A 22,074-nucleotide genomic window follows, 5' to 3' on the forward strand; every position below is an offset into this window, starting at 1 on the left:
ATTTTCTTTGAATATTCTTTTTATCACAGACTGCGTTAGGGATGGAAGCGATATCCTTTTGCGATTACCGTACATTTAAAATTCCCTGAAACTTCTATCGCAAAAGATTTAGCGGACAGCCCGACCCGTAGGGGAACGCCATACTAATTGTTGTCTTTAATAGGTTGGAATTTAGTTTGTTATTGAAAAACTTTGGTGTCGACATCGTTTATAAACTGAATTACTCCATTCATGAAGATTTTTTGATTGTCCCACATGGCGAGATGACTTCCATTTGGGCAATAGAGATAACGTCCTTTTTGAACTAATTTGCTTTGTTCTTCCATTGCTTTTGGATCCATTGTATCGTATTTTGCGCCAATCATTAAGGTTGGAATTGTAATTTCATGCAGGCGGTTTTTAATATTCCAATTGGCTAAACGACCACTAATACCAAATTCGCTCGGACCTTGCATTAGCGTATAAATTTCACTATTGATATGTTTGCTGGCACGATTGAGGCCGTCCGGCCATTCTTTTAGTCTGCATAAGTGTTTTTGATAAAAATTTGGAATAAGTAATTCCATATACCGTGGGTTGCTGAAATCTTTTTTGGCTTCAAGGGCTCTGATTTCTGCCAGTACTTCCGGTTTCATTTGTTTTGAAAGTATTTCATCGGCATATTTTCCGTAATCCGGGGCACTGGCCATCATGTTGGATACGAGTAAACCCTTCATGTTTTGTTGATATTTAAGGGCATATTCCATGGCTAAAATTCCACCCCATGAGTTTCCAAGGACGTAAAAATTGTTGTGATCGGCACCGATTGCTTTGCGCACTTGTTCTACTTCTTCTACAAAACGTTTTGTAGTCCATAAGCTGCTGTCTTTTGGCTGATCGCTATAGTAAGATCCTAATTGATCGTATTCGTAGAACTCAAATCCTTCGCGTTGAAAGAATGTCTCAAAACATTCCATATACTCGTGCGTCATTGCAGGGCCTCCATGAAGCAACAGTATTTTTATTTTTGGATTGTTTCCAAAACGTTTTGTCCAAACTTTAAATTCTCCAACAGGGGTTTTTATAGGTATCATCCTGACGCCTGCCGATTCTACTTCTGATTTCTTACTGTAAGTAAAGTAGTTGGATAATGAATCGGTTTTAGATTCGTTTTTGCATGAGGTTAGCAGAAAAAAGGCAAGAATGGCAATACTATAACGCATAATTTTAGAATTAGTGATTTAGAACATTCGTTTGTAATTAAAAATACGAATTTATTTTTGATTGAACTCATGAAGAAATTGGTAATAAGATTAATTGAGCATTTACTTAAAAACTCTTAAATCAGTAGAGGAATGAAAGTGTGGAAAAGTTTATATTTACAGCTTGTTTGTAATTGTCGTAATAAGTCAAATTTCCTATCTGCGACTCATGCAGAATTAGTTAACTGTACGATTAAAATTTATTTCTTTTTTTGTTACTATGAATGTACTAACGCTTCCTGACGAGTTAAATCTTGATCAATCAAGATTGATTAACGTCTATGATTATACTAGTTCGAAAAGGATTTCTAAGCAGCAAATTATTCTGAATCAGAATGTATTTAGTTTCTTAATTGAAGGTACAAAGGAGGTTGTTTTTGATAATTCGGCTGTATCGATCGATGCTTCGAAGTTTCTTATTATGAAATCGGGACATTGCTTAATGACGGAGAAGCTTTCGGATTCGTCTAACTATAGAAGTGTCGTTTTATTTTTTTCGAATGAAATTCTGCTGCGATTTATTAGAAAAATGGAATGGAGAAAGGAGGAAGCTGAAGAATGTAAGTCTGTGCGCGCTTTTGAATATGATGTGTTTCTTAAGCGGTTTGTAGATAGTTTGGTAGATATTTCAAAACTTTCGATTGAGATTAAAAGTAAGTTGTTGGAAATTAAGTTTGAAGAGTTAATGCTTTACTTGATGGGAATGTACGGTACAGAGTTTTTGTATTCTTTAACAGTAAACAGCGATGATTCTTCACAAAAGTTTTTTCAGATTATAGAAAGTAGTCATCTTAGTAAATTGTCATTAAAGGAGTTGTCTTTTTTGTGTAATATGAGTGTTTCAACTTTTAAAAGAGAGTTTGAAAAACATTATTCGGAATCACCCATTAAATGGTTTCAGCATAAAAGATTGGAGTTTGCTCATTATTTACTTCATCAGGAGCAAAAAAGTGCTTCAGAAGTTTATTTTGAAGCAGGTTATGAAAGCTTATCCAGTTTTACTCAGGCTTATAAGTCAAAATATGGAGTAACACCAAAACAGGCACAGAAAAAGTGAGCTTTTGGCTATAGTTTTTGAGCCTTTGTCTCCATTTACTTTCTATTTTCAGGGTTAGATTTGTTTAAAATCTTAAACCATAAAAAAATGAAAAAAGTAAATGCAATTTTGATAATGTCCTTAATTTTTACCACAACAATTTTCGGACAGAAGACTTTTACACTAACCAGTAAAGATTTGGGAGGTGAGCTTACTAAAGTACAAGAGTTTAAAGGATTTGGTTGTACCGGTGAGAATCAATCTCCTCAGTTGCTTTGGAAAAATGCACCAGCCGGAACAAAAAGTTTCGCTGTGACCATGTATGATCCAGATGCGCCAACGGGAAGTGGATTTTGGCACTGGATTGTATTTGATATTCCTTCAGATGTAAACGAACTGATAACTAATGCGGGTGCTAAAGATAAATTTCCGATAAAAGGTGCTGTTCAAAGCATTACTGATTATGGAATAAAAAGATTTGGGGGCCCTTGTCCGCCGGAAGGCCATGGATTTCATCAATATATCATTACTGTTTATGCGCTTAAAATGGATAAATTAGGACTTGATGAAAATACCAATCCGGCTATCGTAGGTTTTAATTTATGGAATCAGACTTTGGCAAAAGCAAGTATTGTTGCTTATTATAAAAGGTAATTTTTAAAGAAAGGAGTGATAATTTGATGTTACCATAAAAATGAGAAGAAACTAATAGTGCCCCAAAATGCAAAAGCTGCTCCCTAATTGAAGTGGCTTTTGTGATTTTGGACAACTTGAAAGTTGTTTTAATTTTTTATGTGATATTAATATAAGTTTCAGATAATCTGTAAATGTTAGATGCAATAATTAACGACCAACACATCTGGATATGTCTCCTAAAAAAAGAAGAATCGCCACAAGCATACTTATGAGCTTTTAAATACAAAAAACCTCGCTACTAGCGAGGTTTTCTTTTTATATACTTTGGCGGTGCGAAGTCAGAGACATTCGCAAAGCACCTACACTTTGTGGAGCGGGGATCTTTTACAGGATTCGGAGTATCAATAGGAGGGTCGTCTCTTTTTCTATTCAAGAATCCTAATTTCACATTCTTCTCCAGTTTGTTAAATGGTTATATTCTAAAAACACCTAATCTGTAACATTACCTAATTTATCAAATTCATTTAATTTATAAGTTAATGAATCTCCTTGCGTAAAAATAATTATAACCTTATTCTTATATAATTCAAATTTTTGAACTTTAAGATTGAAAAACTTGCTTGGTAATTTTGTGAAAAATAGTTTTCCTTTTTTTTTATTAAGCATAAAAGCGTTGTGATTTTTTTTAAAAAATAAAATTTCCTTTTCCGGATTTTCTACAATTTCTGTTTCGAATTTGTTAACATCAATCTTACCTAATTCATTATTTAAATTGCAGATTATTAAATATCTATAATTAGTACTTGAGCCTTGTCCCAAAGCAATATAATCGGTTTTAAACAAAACTTTTGGAATCATTCCATTATAAGAATCACAATCAAATGAGTAATTATCAAGTGTATCAACCGTTCTATTCATTTTTATTTCAATACCATAACTTTTGTTAACTGGTATAAATCTAATATAATCTCCGTTCTTAAAAATTGTATCTTTAGCTGTAGTACACTTAAAAAAATTCTCTTTACTTAGATGTTCCTTTTCTTTCATGTTGGAAATTATATCTTTCCTCTGTTCTAATTGACCATTCTTTTGACAATTAAATAATAAAACACATAATATTAATATACTACAACGGCTTATTTCTTGTCCCTTTAATTTTTTCATAATTTAAATTTGGATTAAAATTCGTTCCTTTTATTGAAAAAGTCGGTGTCGCTTTCCAAAAAATAGTTCCTCCATATGCTGCGGAAGAATTATAAAGAACCATTCCTTTGAAATTTCCTTGACTCGCAGGTGAAAATGTCAGTAAACTTCCAGTCATTTTAAAGTCTGTATTAAATGCAGCATTTTTATTGCCTGAATATTTAGCTAATTTTTCGTCTGTCCAAAAACCTTTAAAGATATTAAAATCAGATGTATTAATTCCTAATCCGACTGTTCTAGATTTAATATGATCCCATCCTTTAGTTGCTAAATCAAAACCATCCCATCTTGTAGCTCCATTTGAATAATCGATGCCGCCCATTACCGCATTCATTGCTGCTTGCATACTATATTCTGCATTACCATTATATTTAGTAGAACTACCTCCATTACCATAGCCATATATACCCTCGGTTTGCAGAGTAGAAGATATGCTTTTGTCCTTGTAGTTAGCTAAATTAACAATTGAAGAAGCCAAAGCAAAAGATTCTTGTGGATGGCCACTTGATTCTTCCGCAACGGTATTAGCTAATTGATTTAATACGGAATTTGAAATTCCTAAATCCATTTTATTTTGAGCTGATGTGACAATACCTTCAGCATTTTTAGTCACGCTACTTGCATAATATGCTTTATCATCAATGATTCCATCACTTCCTAAATGTGCCCCAGAACTATCATAATAATCTCCATCTAGCATTCCAGTTGGATCGATTCTATTTATTGGATTATCCGAACAATAATGATATGGAGTAAAAATAGGATTTATTTCTGTCAATGGGTCAATATTCATCCATCTCCCAAGTGCTGGGTCATAATTACGTGCACCATAGTCGTACATGTTAAGCCCCAATTCATCCTGCAGCTCTTTTCCGTTGTACTTATACTTATTCTCTACACCAGTTTTAACAATATTATACCCTTCTTGTTTTAATCCAAACGGATAATAATTACTTTCTTCCTTAATGGCTAGTGTTTTATCATAACTCAAACGGATGTTGCCCAAATGATCCTTGTATTGATACACATAATTATAAGAACTTCCCTGAGGCTCTACGTAGCCTTCGGTAGTCGTGAAAAACTTCAGAACTCCATTATATCCACTGCCTGGTCTTTTACATTTATTGGCCATGCTTTCATATTGAAACTCTCCTAGATAATCTGTTATTGTAGTTATACAAGTCCCTTTATTAACCGTTTTACTAAGTTTTACCCCATTTGCATTGTAAATGTACACAATATTCCCGGTGGTGGCGAAGGTTATTTTTGTGGGTAAATTTAAATGGTTGTAAGTAATAGCCGTGATGCTTTTATTGGTATCAGAGGTCATATTTCCATTAGTATCATAGCTATATTGATTTGCCGTATTGGTTTGAGCAATTGGAGTAGTAAAACCAAAATAGTTGTTTCCTTCTTCTTTTACACGGGTTAATTGATTTCCCTGATAGGAATAAGACATATAATCCATCCATTCCAGATTTGCCTGAGTAACAACATCTCCCGAGCGGTGTAGGAAAGTAATATTTCCGTTTTTGTCGTACTGAAGTTTTTCAAAATAACTTGAATTTTGAGCAGCGTTTGTATTGTTTCTAAAATCGGCAGCTGTTAACCTGTTTAATTTATCATAACTATAGTTGTAGTTTCGAAGTACAGATTCTGAATTCACCGTTTTCCAATGCGTCTGACTGATATTTCCGTTAAATAATGCCACACCTCCCGCAGTAGGGCTGTTATAATTAAGCTGGAAGGCAAACAGATCCTTAGGATCGTTAGGTTTTACTAAGGAAGCTACATCGTTAATTCCGGTAAGCCAGCCTCTGATGTTGTAGGTATAATCAATTTTTTGAGTATTGTTTCCTACTTTTTTAGAGATCAATTGTCCCAGTTCATCATAGGTATTATCCACAATGGTCTCTATGGGGCCATTGTTTATTTGATGCGTCTGGATGAGTAAACGATCCTGAGGAGAGTATGTAAAAACCTCTTTGATCATAAGTTCTGTATCAGCAGCTGTCCTTTTGTGGCGGGTAACGCTGTATTGCAATTGTCCGGAAAAAGGGTCCAAACTGCTGTCGGTATAGCTATAACCACCTAAATAGTTTTGAGTATGTGAACGTATTGGTCTGGCCTTTCCGTCATAGAAAGTGGCTGTCGTTTCTCCCGTCAAATTGTTACTTGACATTAGTACTCTTGTCCATGAAGCCGTTGCGAGTCCTTTAACTTCATTGGTCGTTAGAGTAGCCTGGCCTTCTACACTTGAGGGTATAGCAATACCAGCGGTTGGAAAAGTATAATTGTCGTAATAATTAACCGTTAGAAGTTTGAATGTGGTAGGTGCTACTACATTACTATAATAAGCAGTAATGCCATTCAGAGCCCCATTGCTTTGTTTGCTTTCGTTAATGGTTGTCAAAGCAGGATTATTCTGAGTCGTTTGTAAACTAGTTCTTCCATCGGCTGTTGCAGCGGTAGCATTCGTCCATCCTGTATATACCGGACGGTTAAAAGCGTCGTATTTGGTAATGAGCCAACCTTCGGAAGTAATGTCCGAAAAAGGAGAATTAGCAGGTCCTGTGGCAACCACTCTGTCAAGTTTGTCATATAAAATGAACTCCCATTGTTTGCCCGGTAGTTTTTTCTCGACCAATCTGTTGCGGTGATCGTATTTGTATTGATAACATAAATTATCTAAAATTCCCTGAGTACTATTATCGATAACAGCACTAAAAGTACTTCCAGCCTGAGCATGAAAGCCCGGAAGCAAGGTAATAGAATTTGAAGCCACTAAGTTCAATGTATTTCCAGAAGCCGTTTGGACTGTTGAAGTTACATTGGCCTGCACAGCCGATAAGTTTTCTATCAAATCAAACGCTTTGGGAGGAATAACATAGGTTAGATTCCCATAAATATCATAGACATAATAGGTATCATGTCTGACCTGAGCATCATAGGTTCTTTTTAAAACTACCTGATCTTCTTTGTTTTTAAATTCTACCGTTGAGCCATTGATTTCAAGGGGTGTAGCGGCTGTATTCTCATCATAGGTAATGGTTTTATAAAGTTCGTTGGCCGCATAGTTTCCACTATTGACGAACGATATCGTATAAAGACCCGCTTCAGCATTCCAGACAGTATTGGCTTTGAAGAGTTTTACTTCCCCTGCTACATTAGTCTGATAATCTATTTTGATTTCACGACCCGATCCTGATCGCCAGTCATTTCCTGGAGCAGCCTGTTTGAGGATTCGATTCAAAGGAGAGGCTTCGAGTTCTTTTTGGCTAAAAGGATAACCCGTGGCTTCCAGAGCTGGATTGCCATTAAGAGCCGGATTAGGACTACCGTAATAAGACGTCGTGTTTGCTTTTGCAGCAGGATCAAAAGCCATGCTGGAAGATTCGGATTTGAAAGGCAGGTATTCTTGAGTTTGTCTTCCAAAATCATCAAATTCGATATGGGTAATGATATCCTTACCTGAACCGGACTGTTGTGAGGCAACTTGCTGAATGGGTCTTCCGAGTCCGTCAAAATAAGTAACGTTTTGCGAAGCTTGTGCCGTTGTTGGAACAGTCGGCAGATTTGCTTCTGCAAAAGGTTGTTTATAGGTGGTGGTTTTGATGTAATTTTGAGTTGTGGTCTGTCCAATGGCCATAACAGGAAACAAAACCAAAAGAAATTTAAATCTATTTTTCATGATGCTTTTGGTTTTATGGTTTATAGTTGTATTGGTTTTCTGAAAGGATCTTATCATTTTTATCTTTTACATATTTGAGCCTACCGAAACTGTCATAAGTATAGATGATTTTATCCCCTTTAGGATCGGTGATGGTACTTACGCCAACTAATGGAATATGAGTATAAGTGGTAATCATGGTATTAGGAAGTACTGCTCGCAAGTTATCTATCGCATTCAGATTATTTTCGTTGATAGTGTTTAAATCCGATACTCCTAAAGCGGTGGCTATTTGTGTATTGGTTGCATTCTCTATTTTGGCAATAACATGCTCATTATTATAACCCCAAATATATACGATATGTGTACCTGCAGATGTAGATAATTCTTTTACATTTCCATCTAAATAATAGTTATGATACTGAATACGATTTTCTAGTGGGTTTGTACTTTTTGCAGTTTGATTAAATTCTGGAAGAATAATAGTATTTGTCCAAGTTTTAAAATTAGTTCTTTTTGTGTTTTTTAATGATTTAGATCCATCAGGATTTCTTATGAATGTCTCAGTCTGAATAGGTACAGAAACAATATTTTTGTCGATTAAGTTATTAATTGATTGATCCTGAAAAGTATCTAAACCAATTATTGATCCCTTATTGTTAGGATAATATGTTTTAGTAGTTACGAGTTGATTTTCACTATTAAGAGTGCTGATTTCTGTAGGATACCCTGTTTGTGTGTCATATGTATATGACGTTACATTTTCAATTATTCCATTTTTTTCTAGGGTAGTTGTACTATTGTAACTTAACTGAAATTCTCTTGCTGTATGTTTTATGGATTGTATAGCAAAATCACTTGGTCTACTAAATTTTAGAATACTTCCATGCTGGTCAATAGCAATTGATTCGATTTGAGATCTTAGAATCTGACAGTCAAAAACATAATTTGAAGGATTAATTTCGGTATCGTTGTAAACATAATCATGAGTTTGTTTAGTGATAAAATCGGGGGAATTGTTTTCTAGCAAATTTTGTTTAAGAATTTTTCCCAATTTAAATTCGATATCAGGATAGAGGTCTAGGAAAGGTTGAAAAGATTGCTTAATGTAGTTAGTATAATAGTTTTCTGTTTTGCCAATACTTTCATTGTTATTAATAATATTTACCTGGGAATAAAAAATGTGACTTCCTAAAAGAGATAACGGAGTTATAGGTCTTAAGTTGAAGGTAGTTTCATAATGTACTTGGTGGCTAAAATCTGATCCATCATTTAGCATAAGTATATTACCGTTAGGTAATTCCAAAATGGTTGTGGCAGCAAATATATCTTTACGAATCATGGCGCTATTGAATCTAGGGCTTGGTTCAATAAGGAAACCGCTTGATATTGATTTGTTTAAGGGATATGAGTTGTCAATGTAGTTATATTTTTTCGTAACACAATTCTCAGAATCCTGATTAGGACAATCTTTTGTCTGTGATATTCTTACTCCTCCCACTTCAATATTTGAAGAGGAGGGATCATCTACATATGGAGTGGTTCGGTATTCAATAGTTGTTTTTGCATTATGATTACCACTTTCTACACCTATCTCACATAAGTGTGTTCTTAATTTATAGGTGCCAGCTTCTAAATACTGAAAATATTCTTCACTAAAATATTTTGGCCCCGTATTTACTTCATTATTTTTATACAATCTATAAAGTTCCTGACCATTGCTATCAACAAATGAACTCGTAGCAGAACTTTTACCTGCAGTTACATCAACTTCAAGTATGATTTTGACCGTTTGACCAAACGGAATAGTTACAGTTTTTTCATTTTGGTCGCAGTCAGAGCTATTATTTTCAGAAGATAAGGCTACAGAATCGGATGCGTTATAGCTAGGATTTGATGACTCATAATCACCTTCGGTCCTCTTAATTTGATTAGGTTCGTAAGTGATTTTTGTAGTTCCTTTGGTTGGATAGGTTATCTTGTTTAATGCTCCTATTATTCCCTTGTTAAATGAAGGACTTAAGGAGTATTTTACATTATATTCAGTGAAAGGAATTCCATTGTAAAAACCCCATAAATCAGTCATATTATTTGCGATTTTATGAGTTGGTAATTCTTGTAAATTTTCATAGTCAAAATTATAGTAGTCTATTACATTACCATTACTATCTTCTTTTTTAATAGACTTCAGATAATAATAGTAACCACTATCATAATAATCGAAATGAAATTTTTCAATTAATTTGTTTTTTAAATTGTAAACACTAACAGATTTTAATTTGACCTGATTCGTACCTTCTACACTTGCGGGATCAGGAAGTGCTGAATATGCAGGTCTGTAAAAAATGTTTTGATCAAAAAGTATATATCCATTAGGAAAATCAATTCGTTTTATAATTTTTGATTCTGTAGTTTCTAAACTAAAATTAGAAGAATACCCACCCCCATTAGCAGGTGGTTCGATTTCCAGTTGCGTTTGTACTGTTTTTGTATTAGTTGTATATCTATGAATAGAATTATAATTGTCGTATTGAAAACTAATTTCTTTATTTGAGTTGGGTAACGTTATTTTACTAAGCATAAATGAACTCATATAGTCAGTTTCATTATTGGATGGTGTCCAATCAGTAATCATAGTGTGTTCAAGATCATTAAATTGGTATAAAATGCCCTTATCATCTTTAATGTTGATGAATCCGTTAAATGTTACTTTATAGTTTTTTTGTTCTGAAAAAACAGCCGTTTTATCATATTTAAATCTAAAACTTCCATTAATAGTTGCTGTGTTTAATATAAATTTATCCGGACGCGTATCATAGCCATGATCTGCAGCATTTTTTAAGGCTTCTACTTTTTCTTCGAGAGAAAGAGTATTCAAATTTTCATATTTACTTCCTCTAACAAAATAACCAATGTAAGGATCCTCATCTTCAACCCCTTTCATCTGTCTTGCTATTACACCACCAAAATTTGCTGTCCATCCCATTCCTACCATCGTAGGATCTGCTTCTGGTTTAAAGCCATTATAATTATAGGAAAGCGTTAGGGGGTATTCAAAATCCCCCGATTTTATAGTATAAATCGGTATGGTATAATTAATTTGTCCAGTGGATAAATTGACAGGGACCCCTCCGTATTGCCCAAGACTGGCCGCTTCTGGAGATGCTGAAATAATCTTTGGTAGTGATGACGTTGCATTATTTTGGCTCATTACAAGTAAAGAGCTTATCATAAACAAAATTGTAAACTTAATTTTCATTTTTTTAATAATTTATTTAAGGTTTTGGTTAGTTAGTTTTTATAATTAAATCATATTATTTTGAGAAATCATTTTGGAGACATGACAATAATAGTAAAAATTTTCTTATAAATTAATATAAGTGCTCATAAATTATTTCTCATTTTCGCACCCTTTACTTTTCAATAAAAAAGATATATTTGTAAAAATTAATTTATATTTTGTTTTGAAAAAAAATATCTTTAAAAAACTGCCTTCTTTTAACCTTCAAGAGATGTTGATTGTATTGGCGATTATAGGAATCTTGCTATTAATTGCTTTGCCAAATTTGATGCCTTTAATTACCAAAGCCAAAAGTGTTGAAGCACAAGTGCAATTAAAAGCAATTTATAATGCTGAAAAACAATACTATTTTATGTATTCAAAATACAGTTCTAATTTTTCAGAAATTGATTTTGAAGCTCCTAAAACTACAAAAGAAAACGGTAGTGCTAATTATGTTTATGAGATTGTTCAATCTGATAATAATGCGTTTAAAGTAAAGGCAACTGCCATCACTGATTTTAACGGGAATGGTGTTTTTAACGTTTGGGAAATCGATCAAAATGGAGTACCCAAGCAAATTATTAACGATTAGATGTGGTATTTAAAACTTATATTAATACTTGTATTTGCGGTCGTTTTATATCAGGATTTTAAGAGTCGTTTAGTGTATTGGTTTTTGTATCCTGTGGTTGGTCTTTTGGCTTTTGCAATTCAATTGCACAATGTCCCCATGATTATGGCGGCTTATAATTTGGGAATCAATTTGTTGCTGGTATCAATCATTTTAGGAATTAGTTTTTTGTATGTCAGATTCCGAAAACTAGACTTTAGTAATTCAATCGGAATAGGAGATCTCTTATTTTTTATATTTATTTCCGGGACTTTCTCTACTGTATCTTTTATTGTGCTATTTGTTTTTGCCTTACTTTTTTCGCTCGTTTTACATTTTATATTGAGTAATAAAAAAACAGATAAGACTGTGCCATTGGCGGGTTATATGTCTCTTTTTTTCGGAGGAGTGTATGCAATGACTTTTTGGTATAACAGTACTTTTTTATACGCTTACTAAATATGGAGAATTTTGATCTTCCAATAGAGTTTCAACAGCTTGTTAAATCAGAACAGGCCTATTACTACAGAATTATTCCAGTTGGGAAAAAGAATGAAATTGTTTTATTAAAAACGGATGCTTCTGATTGTATAAGTCTGCAAAATGAGTTAGGAGTTTTATTAAGCTTTAAAGTGGAACTGGAAAATGATTCTACTGATAATATAAACCGTTATTTAAGTACTAATTATAGAAAAATAGCAAACAATAGTGTTTCGGAGATTCATTATACAGCGGACTTTCTGGAAAAAATTGTTTTAAATGCAAAAGAAATCGGAAGCAGTGATATTCATTTTGAACCTTATGAAAAAAATGCCAGAGTTCGTTTTCGTTTAGACGGAAAGCTAAAAGAACAATTTCATATTTCAGTTGAAGAATATCCTGTAATCGTTAACAAAATAAAGATCCGGGCTCAGCTGGACATTTCGGAGAAACGATTACCGCAGGACGGGCGTATTACGATGGTAACAGATTATCAGGATTTTGATGTTCGTGTATCTGTATTGCCTACTTTACATGGAGAGAAAGTAGTATTGCGTATTTTAAGTAAAGATACGAGCCATATTGATATTAATTCGCTTGGTTTTACCGAAAGGGAATTAAGAGCCTATTTAGAAAATATTAAGCGGCCAAATGGTATTGTTCTTATTTCAGGTCCAACAGGATCCGGAAAAACGACTACTCTTTATGCTACTTTAAAAAAATTAAATGTTCCCAATACTAATATTTTAACTGTTGAAGACCCTATAGAATATACACTTGAAGGAATTAATCAGGTGCAGTTGAAAGAAAATATTGGACTTGATTTTGCGACAACCTTAAGGACTTTTTTACGACAAGATCCTGATATCATAATGGTTGGGGAGATTCGTGATGTTAATACAGCCAATATGGCAATTCGGGCTGCTTTAACAGGGCACCTTGTTTTGTCTACGATTCATACTAACTCTGCATGGGCGACCGTTTCGAGATTAATTGATATGGGAATTCCGTCTTTTTTAATTGCCAGTACCTTAAATATTAGTGTAGCACAGCGACTGGTTCGTAAATTATGTGATTCCTGCAAAACAGAAGAAGTAATTTCAAATTCTATTTTTCCAAGCGGATTTGAAATTCCAAAAGATTTAAAATTCCATCATGTAGCTGTAGGTTGTGAGCATTGTTATCATACAGGTTATGCAGGTCGAAAAGCAATTTACGAAATTTTACCAATTGGCAGTGAACTGTCTAATTTAATTAAGAATAATCAGCTGGATATCAATGAATATCTGGAGGAGAACAACATTATTACGCTAAAACGTAATGCATTGCTATTAATAAAAGAGGGAACTACTTCAGTTGACGAAGTTTTTTCACTACTCTTGTAATAAAATACGCCTAATTTAAAGTTTTACAATTGAAATAAATTCATGAAAAAAATAATTATCCTATTTTTAATCTTTATTTTCCAAACTTCATTTTCTCAGGAAAATAGAATATTACAGCTTAAAAATCACATTGAATCAATCACTACGGATGCTCCGGGCTTAAACGAAAAAATAAATGTTAACATTAAGGAAGCTTCATTGTCCAGTTTTCTGTTAGCAGTTTCTCAGGTTCATAAATTGAATATTAGCGTTGCTCCTAATTTAAGTCAGATTAATATCGTGAATAATTTCTCAGATGTAACTGTGGGTGATCTGCTTATTTTTTTATGTAAAGAATACAGTTTAACTATCGATTTTACCGGAAACATACTCTCCATAAAATCATATATAAAACCTGTTGAAGTTCCCGCTTTAAAAGTAATAGATGTAAGTTATGATCTGGCTAATAATTTGCTTTCTCTCAATTTAAAAGACGACAAATTATATGATGTTTTTAGAAAGATTATGGATGAAAGTGCTAAAAATTTAGTTTTTGCTCCTGGTCTTGAAAATCAGCTTTTAACCGTGTATATAAAAAATATGCCTTTTGATGCTGCACTAAATAAATTAGCATTTGCCAATAACCTAACCGTAACAAAATCAAGAGATAATTTTTATGTTTTTGATAAGACGGAAGGAAATTTTGTTGCCGAAGGAACTGCAGATCCTAACAATGCAATAAGACAAAATAGACCACAGCGAGTAAGAAAATCTAACTTTTTCTTTACGGTTGTTGATGCTGAAAAAAAAATATTGGATGTAGATTTTGAAAATACGGCAATTTCAAGTATCGTCTATGATATAGGTCGTGAATTAGATATTGACATGTTTATTTCAAGCCCTTTAGAAGGAGCGGGTAATGCAACTGTTAAAGCGAAAAATATTACGTTTGATGCTCTTTTGGTTAAAATCTTTCAAACTAAAACAGACAGTAATTCTTCAAATAATAATAACCAATCATTTAATAATAATAATTCAGGAGTTTCGATTTCGTCCTCGTCCGGAGGGAGTTATACTTTTATGAAAAACGGGTCGATCTACTATTTTGGGACAAAAGATCAATTGGTGGTAAGAAATATAAAATCTATTCCTTTAATGCATCGCTCTATCGAGATCTTAAGCGATCCGTCAAAAGAAGGCAGAAGTGCCGGAAGATTAAATAATACTAATAACTTTTCTAATTATAGTTCCAATTCTAACTCCAATTTTAATTCCAATTCGTTTGATAACAGGGGGAATTCTAATTTCCAGAATCAAAACAGTAATTTTAATAATGCAAACAACAACAGCTCTTCCTCTTCAAACAGCGGTCCTTCTGAATCAATTTTGACAATTATTCCCGATGAAATTAAGAAAGATCTTGATATCAAAATTGATAAAGAATTAAATAGCTTTTTGGTAAATGGTCCGGCTGCAAACATTGAGAGATTTGAATCTTTTATACAATATATTGACAAAGCGGTTCCGGTAATTTTAATAGAAGTTATGCTGTTGGAAGTCAACAGAACTGCTACTGTCGAAACAGGAATTAAAGCCGGAATAGGAGATAAACCTGTAAAAACATCGGGTACTGTGTTTCCTGGTGCAGACATTAATTTAGGTGCATCAACAATTAACAGTATAATTGATAGTTTTAGCGGTTTTGGTTCTTTAAATATTGGAAAAGTAGTTCCGAATTTTTACTTAAGTTTAAAGGCTCAGGAAACAAATGGAAATCTAAAAATTAGGTCTTCCCCAAGATTATCAACATTAAACGGACATAAAGCTTATTTGTCTATAGGAGAAACGACTTATTATGTCGTGACTAATCAAAATTTTTACGGATCACAGATTCCACAGGCTTCCGAGGTTAAAAATTATCAACCTATTGACGCGGAATTATCTGTAACCATTATGCCTTTAGTTTCCGGTAACGGACAAATTACAATGGATATCAAAGTGATACAATCAAGTTTTAACGGACAGAAAGTAGATAAGGATGCACCTCCGGGAATTAATTCCAGAGAGTTTACATCGATAATCAGAGTTAAAGATCAGGATTTAATTGTATTAGGAGGCCTTGAAGAATCGGCAAAAAATGATTCGGGATCAGGAGTGCCTTTGCTGTCCAGAATTCCAATTATTAAGTGGATATTCAGTTCTCGTAAACGAGAAGATTCTAAGAAAAAACTAAGCGTTTTAATTAAACCGACTGTTATTTACTAATGGGCTTACCATCAATAAACAGCCTTTTACTTGGCAAACAATATATAGGCATCGAGCACTTCACTTTAAATAATGAAGACAAAGTTTCGTTGCTGTTAGTTGAAAATAAGAAAGAAGGATTAGTAATTGCGAAAAAAGACAGAGTCAATTATAATGGAAAGATAGCGGAGAAATGGGATTCTAAATTACCTTTTTTTTTAATTGTTAATACCAATCAGGTCATCCAGAAAGAGGTCTCAGGCATTGACCCTTCGGATGAAAAATTATTGCATAAGGCATTTCCCAATACCAATTGGGAAGAGTTTTATTTTGAGATTTGGCGATTAAAAACAAAATCTATAATTGCTATTACCAGAAAATCGTATCTGGATGAAATGTTGGCCAATTACGTAGCTCAAAAAATAAGTATTGCAGGAATTAGTCTTGGTATTTGTTCCATTGCTGAAATTGTTGATTATACCACCGAAACAGAATTTTATACCAATCATCAGGCTGTATCCCGACAAGAGCAAAATCAAATTATTACTTCGGAGGCTCTGGAATCAGCCGTAATTTACAATATCAATGACCTTCAGTTAGAAAACAGACAGTTATTAGCATTTTCGGGTATACTGAGAATGATAATGAATAATACCCCAAATACTGGTTCGGTAGTATCTTACAGCGAAGAATTGTATGATGTATATAACCAGAAAGTTTTTTTTAACAAAGGCTTAAAAGTTATGGTTGCAGTTGTGTTTGTTATTTTAGTACTTAATTTTCTTTTTTTCTCTCATTATTACAAATTGGCTCAGGAAACTTCAGAAACACTATTAGTGAATAAATCATCTGTTGAAGATGTGAATCAACTTAAGAAAAGAATTATTGTAAAAGAGGAAAAAGTTAAAAGTATTTTGGGAAAAACTACTTCCCAAAGCTCATTAATGATCAATGAAATTGCCAGAAAAGTTCCATCTTCTATTGTACTGACAGAATTGGCTTTTAATCCTCTTGAGAAGAAAGTAAAGTTAGAAGAGCCCATTCTTGTTCAGGAAAGAACAATTACAATCTCGGGAACAACGATCGCGAATGAGGCTTTTACACGTTGGGTTGAAGAAATAGAGAAACTAAATTGGGTAGATAAAGTTTTGATTACTCATTTTGGAAAAAATGAAGCTAATGAAACGGCATTTTCGATTAAATTAACCTTAAGATAAAATGAAGCTGAACAAAAAAAATAAACTGCTTATTGTCGGTTTTTTGCTGGTACTTTATTTCAGTTATTCTCTTGCAATATCAAATACGCTGCACTATTATCGAGAGTATCAAATCAAACAGGAGCAGATAGCTGCAGATAGTAACATGCCCAGATTGGTAGGTCAAATGGCTCAAAAAGAAAAGCAATTAGATCAGGCATTGACAAAGTATGATGTAAGTGTTTCAGAATCATTTCAGAATGATTTATTAAAACAGCTTACTTCTTATAGTGATAGTTATAAACTAAAAATTACTGATTTCCAGGAGCCTCATGCTGTCATGCAAAAAGGATTTACAGTAACTAGTTATATTTTTTCTTTAGAGGGTTCTTTTAATGGATGCCTGGCTTTACTCAATAAAGTTGAAAACAATCCTGCCTTAGGAACCATTAGGCATTTAAACTTTATCAAGAAAAAAAATTATAAGACCAATACAGATGAATTATTTGTTGAAGTCATTATGCAAAAAAATAAGGGAGCTTAGCCCAGATCATTAATTAAATTAAAGAGAAAATATTATGAAAAAGACCCTTGTCTTCATTGTGGCATTTGCTGCACAAATTAGTTTTGCCCAAAGTATTTTTCCAACTGATGGGAAAAATGTAGGGATTGGAACAATTAATCCGACTGATTTACTGCATTTGAATTCTGTATCTCCAGTTTTGAAAATGACTTACCAAGAAGGAGGGTTTGCAGCAATAAGAGGGCTAAACTCTACCTGGATTTTTGGTTTCAATGGAGATCCAGGGTTCGAAAATATTTCATTTGGAACACAGGACGGATCAGGTTCCAGAACTTTAACTTTTGCAGCAGGTGGTTCAGCCAGAATGCAAATCTTAAATAATGGAAATGTCGGGATAGGAACTTTAAATCCGCAACAAAAATTTGTTGTTTCGAATAATGGAACTGAAGGTTTTGAACTATATCTGGATCATTTAAATAGTATTGTTGGATTACAATCTTACAACAGAGCTTTGAGTTCTTATTCTAAAATGCAATTAGATGCCAGTCAATTCTCATTTATGAATGGAAATGTTGGAATAGGAACTTTAAATCCGCGACAAAAATTTGTTGTTTCGAATAATGGAGCGGAAGGCTTTGAACTCTATTTAGATCAGTTAAATAGTATCGTCGGATTACAATCTTATAACAGGGCTCTAAATTCTTATTCCAAGATGCAATTAGATGCGAGTCAATTTTCATTTATGTATGGTAATGTTGGTATTGGTACAGCGAATCCAAATGCAAAACTTACAGTAGCTGGAAACATCAGCTCCCGCGAAGTAAAAGTAACTGTAGATGCAGGGGCAGACTTTGTTTTTGAGGGAGATTACAATCTAAAATCTCTTGATTCCGTAGAAAAATACATAAAAGAAAACAAACATCTTCCTGAAATTGCTTCTGCTCAGGAAATGGAAAAAGAAGGGATTAATTTATCTGAAATGAATATCAAACTGTTGCAAAAAATAGAGGAGCTGACCTTGTATATGATTGAGATGAAAAAGGAGAACGCTGAAATGAAAAAAAGGCTTGAGAAAATTGAAAACAAATAAAAGATGATGAAAAAAATATTTATTGCATTAGCGGTTATATCAAGTATTAGTATTCAGGCACAATCAGGGAACTCATTATCGATTGAGGATACAAGAATGATAAATGATTTACCTAATTTCTCTTCCAGAAACATTAGAGCAGATTTTAAAGAAAGAAGTATTATAGGTGCCCCGGGAAGCGGATATTATTCGACTAATTTAACGCTTTCACCATGGGCAAATAATGAGAATAGCGGTGGTAAGAATCATCAGTTGAGTTTTAATGATGGTGGTGTGTTTTATAGAACTGCATATCCAATGGATTCTCAGTGGGGTAATTGGAGACAAGTATTAATTACTAATGATAATGGATCTGTAACAGTACCCGGAACCTTAACCATAGACGGAGGGTTAAACAACACCTTACCAAGGCCCTTAATCTCAGCAATGACTTTGTCTAAAGGTGAAATTAGAGGTTACAGTGGTCATGGAAATACTTCTGATGATGGATTCTTAAGATTATCTGCAGGAGGCGGAACAACTTCATCTGTTAAATCATTTATTGATTTGTCAGGTTATTCGATCGTACCAGACATGAATAGGAATATTGTTTTTGGTACTTCTGGTGCTGAGCGTTTAAGAATTGACGTAAATGGAAATGTAGGTATTGCTACAGTAGCCCCAGATGCTAAATTAACTGTAAATGGAAATATTCATTCCAGAGAAGTAAAAGTAGACCTTGATTTCCCGGCTCCGGACTATGTTTTTTCCAATGATTATAAATTAAGAAGTCTGGAGGAAGTTGAAGATTATGTAAATAAGAATAGTCACTTACCTGAAATTCCTTCTGCAAAAGAATTCGAGAAAAATGGAGTTTTACTGGCAGAGATGAATATGGCTTTATTGAAAAAAGTAGAGGAGCTGACTTTGTATGTCATTGAACAAAATAAGAAGATAAATGATCTCGAAAAACAAAATAAAAAGTTGAGTGATCTGGATAAAAGATTTGAAAAATTAGAAAGAACTTTAAAGTATAAAAATAAATGAAAAAAATCAGCTTAATAGTATTGTTTGGGATGTCTTACTTAGTTTCGAATGCGCAAAGTTTAACCCCAACTTCTCATATTTCGGCTCCTGGTACAGCGGATGCTTTTAAGGCGGGTTACACTTTTTCTTATGCAACTGCGGGAACTCCTTGGAACGGATCGCTTATTAGTTATGGGGGATTTTCTGTAAATAATTATGATACTCAGATAAGTTCAGATTACGGGCCAAATGGAGGAAATCATATTTCGTTTAGGACTAAAAATGGAGACTCGAATATATGGAATCCTTGGATTGAATTGGCAACTAAGGCCAGGAATGATTTTGATGGTGATCAAAGTGTAAACGGTCTTGTGGGGATTGGAATAACCCCTGTACATAAATTACATATTAATGGAGGTCATGGAGATTCCAGAATTCTCTTGCATTCCGTAGGAGGAGTAGACGATGCCAGACAGGCAGATCTAATGCTTTGGGCAAGTGAACCCGGATGGACATATTCAGGTGTAGGAATAGGTAATAATGTGCATAATTTTAAGAATGCTGTGGGAGGATTGAGTTTATTGAACACAGCGAGAGGGGGATCGTATATTAGATTATTGGATAATTCAATGTTGTTCAATGTTATTTCTTCTTCAGGACTAGATAAACAGGCTCTGAGCATAAGTTCTGAAGGTAATATAGGAATTGGGGTGACCAATCCTGTAAATAAACTAGATGTAAATGGTAGGATTCATTCCAAAGAAGTAAAAATAGACCTTGATTTCCCGGCTCCGGATTATGTTTTTTCCAATGATTATAAATTAAGAAGTCTGGAGGAAGTTGAAGATTATGTAAAAAAGAATAACCACTTGCCGGAAATTCCTTCTGCAAAAGAATTTGAGAAAAATGGTGTTTTGCTGGCAGAGATGAATATGGCTTTACTCAAAAAAGTAGAAGAGCTGATTTTATACATGATTGAGATGAAAAAAGATATTACGATTCTAAAGGAAGAAAATAAAGCTTTAAAAGAAAAAAAATAGAAGTAAGTAGAATACAGTTAATAAATTTAAAAGCCAAAACGATTGTTCGTTTTGGCTTTTTTTATCTTTTATGAATAAGTAATTGTTTTGTTTATCGTTATATAGTAATATCTTCTAATAACACCACGGTAAACGGAGTTTGTAATATCGGCAGATAACTATCGGTTATGGAATAAGCTGTTAACATGAAAGCAAATGTTCTTGCATTGGTTTGCGGATTATTGGTTTTCATCCAGCTGTTTATTCCTTCGGCGATCATATCGGCTATATCTTTCCCATGATCAGCAACAGTCAGTGTGGTTGGAGTTACCAATAATACTGACACATCTATAGGGAAAGTGGTTCTCGGAATAATGTAGGTATAATCACACTGCATTTTAATGGTGAATTCTGTAATAGCACTGTTTATATTTTCGGTTAAAGCATAGCTACAGAGTATAATTTCAAAAATCTGCACAATCTGCCAAATCTGCGTGAAAAACATTCAACACATGGATACATAGATTTTAAGAGATGTGTAAAGAGTAAAGAGTAAAGAGTAAAGAGTAAAGAGTAAAGAGTAAAGAGTAAAGAGTGTCGCATAGAAACACATTGCTCTATTATGACGCTCTTCGTTTTATTAGAAGTGAAACGCCCTATTTTAGGCTGTAAAACTATGTTTCTATGTGTTTAAACAACGCCACAGATTAACGGATTAAAAAGATTAGTAAATCTGCAAGATCTGCGTGAAAATACTCCACGCATAGAAACATAGTTTTTATAAGAATAAAAGAATATTAAATCAGTTTATTACTGGTGGCATAAGCGATGGCTTCAGCAATATTTCCTACCCCCAGTTTGGTGAACAACTTTCTTTTGTGAAACTTAATCGTATCAGCCGATACAAACATACTTTCGGCCATGTTGGCAATGGTAAAACCCCTTATAGAATACTGCAAAACCTCTTTCTCACGACTGGTCAGTTCTATCTTTTTCAGCACTTTCCAAAAGTCTCCCTCAAGGTCATAACTGAAGATTTTATTTTCTCCCTTTTTATAAATTTTAATATTCCCCGACTGCAATTCAGAAGAAAGCGAGATAATACAAATCGATTTCCAGATTTTACCGTCATTGGTCAGGAAAACAGGAGTCAGTTTTTGATTCACCAAAAAAGTCTTTCCATTAGGGTTCTTCAATCTAAAGTCATAGGAGATGGTATGATTCAGACGTTCTTCTACAGGAATATTTTGATAGAAGTCAAAACCTATGGTATTGATTTTTAGTAATAAATCCAGATCTTCTTTGACCACATACTTAAAATAAAAGGCATATCCGAGTTCCTGAACTTCTGCCGGAGTGTGATCACACAAGAATAATGGATTTTCGGATACATACTCAAACCCTTTTTTTTCGTAATCAATAATATAAATACTACTGTAAGTTGTTCTGGCAAATGCTTTGACCAGTTCTAAAT

Annotated in this window: 16 protein-coding genes; 10 read left to right on the plus strand and 6 right to left on the minus strand. The window is 33.7% G+C overall.

Annotated elements, in window-relative coordinates; all coding sequences use genetic code 11:
* Positions 1-179 precede the first annotated feature (179 nt).
* On the minus strand, positions 180-1,202 hold the full coding sequence (locus tag BHE19_RS02075; protein ID WP_070905757.1) for a proline-specific peptidase family protein: 1,023 nt from the start codon (positions 1,200-1,202) through the stop codon (positions 180-182).
* Between the two features lie 259 nt (positions 1,203-1,461).
* Here BHE19_RS02075 and BHE19_RS02080 point away from each other — a divergent pair, with 259 nt between their 5' ends.
* Both BHE19_RS02080 and BHE19_RS02085 read left to right on the plus strand, forming a co-directional pair.
* Complete coding sequence (locus tag BHE19_RS02080; RefSeq protein ID WP_070905758.1) at positions 1,462-2,298, plus strand: helix-turn-helix domain-containing protein; 837 nt, start codon at positions 1,462-1,464, stop codon at positions 2,296-2,298.
* A gap of 87 nt (positions 2,299-2,385) precedes the next feature.
* On the plus strand, positions 2,386-2,931 hold the full coding sequence (locus BHE19_RS02085) for a YbhB/YbcL family Raf kinase inhibitor-like protein (protein ID WP_070905759.1): 546 nt from the start codon (positions 2,386-2,388) through the stop codon (positions 2,929-2,931).
* Between the two features lie 471 nt (positions 2,932-3,402).
* Here BHE19_RS02085 and BHE19_RS02090 read toward each other — a convergent pair whose 3' ends face one another.
* From BHE19_RS02090 to BHE19_RS02100, 3 genes are read right to left on the minus strand one after another with little or no spacing between them, the layout of a single operon-like run.
* Complete coding sequence (locus BHE19_RS02090) at positions 3,403-4,077, minus strand: hypothetical protein (protein WP_123923554.1); 675 nt, start codon at positions 4,075-4,077, stop codon at positions 3,403-3,405.
* Entirely contained in the window at positions 4,040-7,807 is a 3,768-nt protein-coding gene (locus tag BHE19_RS02095; RefSeq protein ID WP_233431348.1) for a DUF6443 domain-containing protein, read from the minus strand. The genes BHE19_RS02090 and BHE19_RS02095 overlap by 38 nt, the downstream gene beginning before the upstream one ends.
* Positions 7,808-7,820: 13 nt before the next feature.
* On the minus strand, positions 7,821-11,045 hold the full coding sequence (locus BHE19_RS02100; protein WP_123923552.1) for a hypothetical protein: 3,225 nt from the start codon (positions 11,043-11,045) through the stop codon (positions 7,821-7,823).
* 205 nt (positions 11,046-11,250) lie between these two features.
* On the opposite strand from BHE19_RS02100, the gene BHE19_RS02105 reads away from it, so the two are divergent.
* From BHE19_RS02105 to BHE19_RS02145, 8 genes are all read left to right on the plus strand, one after another.
* Positions 11,251-11,661 (plus strand): prepilin-type N-terminal cleavage/methylation domain-containing protein, encoded by a 411-nt coding sequence (locus tag BHE19_RS02105; protein WP_262487636.1) that lies wholly within the window; start codon positions 11,251-11,253, stop codon positions 11,659-11,661.
* A 479-nt stretch (positions 11,662-12,140) separates the two neighbouring features.
* Positions 12,141-13,544 carry a GspE/PulE family protein gene (locus tag BHE19_RS02115; RefSeq protein WP_070905764.1) on the plus strand — a complete coding sequence of 468 codons (1,404 nt, stop codon included), beginning with the start codon at positions 12,141-12,143 and terminating at the stop codon, positions 13,542-13,544.
* 42 nt (positions 13,545-13,586) lie between these two features.
* Positions 13,587-15,788 carry a type II secretion system protein GspD gene (locus BHE19_RS02120; RefSeq protein WP_070905765.1) on the plus strand — a complete coding sequence of 734 codons (2,202 nt, stop codon included), beginning with the start codon at positions 13,587-13,589 and terminating at the stop codon, positions 15,786-15,788.
* Positions 15,788-16,984, plus strand: coding sequence for a PilN domain-containing protein (locus BHE19_RS02125; RefSeq protein ID WP_070905766.1), 1,197 nt, complete (start codon positions 15,788-15,790; stop codon positions 16,982-16,984). Before BHE19_RS02120 ends, BHE19_RS02125 begins: the two co-directional genes overlap by 1 nt.
* Position 16,985: 1 nt before the next feature.
* Positions 16,986-17,507, plus strand: a complete 522-nt coding sequence (locus tag BHE19_RS02130) for a general secretion pathway protein (protein WP_070905767.1) — start codon at positions 16,986-16,988, stop codon at positions 17,505-17,507.
* 34 nt (positions 17,508-17,541) lie between these two features.
* Positions 17,542-18,576, plus strand: coding sequence for a DUF4200 domain-containing protein (locus BHE19_RS02135; RefSeq protein WP_070905768.1), 1,035 nt, complete (start codon positions 17,542-17,544; stop codon positions 18,574-18,576).
* A gap of 3 nt (positions 18,577-18,579) precedes the next feature.
* Complete coding sequence (locus tag BHE19_RS02140; RefSeq protein WP_123923550.1) at positions 18,580-19,602, plus strand: tail fiber protein; 1,023 nt, start codon at positions 18,580-18,582, stop codon at positions 19,600-19,602.
* On the plus strand, positions 19,599-20,621 hold the full coding sequence (locus tag BHE19_RS02145; protein WP_070905769.1) for a hypothetical protein: 1,023 nt from the start codon (positions 19,599-19,601) through the stop codon (positions 20,619-20,621). The genes BHE19_RS02140 and BHE19_RS02145 overlap by 4 nt, the downstream gene beginning before the upstream one ends.
* A 97-nt stretch (positions 20,622-20,718) precedes the next feature.
* Here BHE19_RS02145 and BHE19_RS02150 read toward each other — a convergent pair whose 3' ends face one another.
* Both BHE19_RS02150 and BHE19_RS02155 read right to left on the minus strand, forming a co-directional pair.
* Positions 20,719-21,105: a hypothetical protein gene (locus BHE19_RS02150; protein ID WP_070905770.1), complete on the minus strand. Its 387-nt coding sequence runs from the start codon at positions 21,103-21,105 to the stop codon at positions 20,719-20,721.
* 292 nt (positions 21,106-21,397) lie between these two features.
* The coding region (locus BHE19_RS02155) for a response regulator transcription factor (RefSeq protein WP_070905751.1) at positions 21,398-22,074 on the minus strand (677 nt) is incomplete at its 5' end.

Source organism: Flavobacterium tructae (genome assembly GCF_001853485.1).
Taxonomy (GTDB): domain Bacteria; phylum Bacteroidota; class Bacteroidia; order Flavobacteriales; family Flavobacteriaceae; genus Flavobacterium; species Flavobacterium tructae.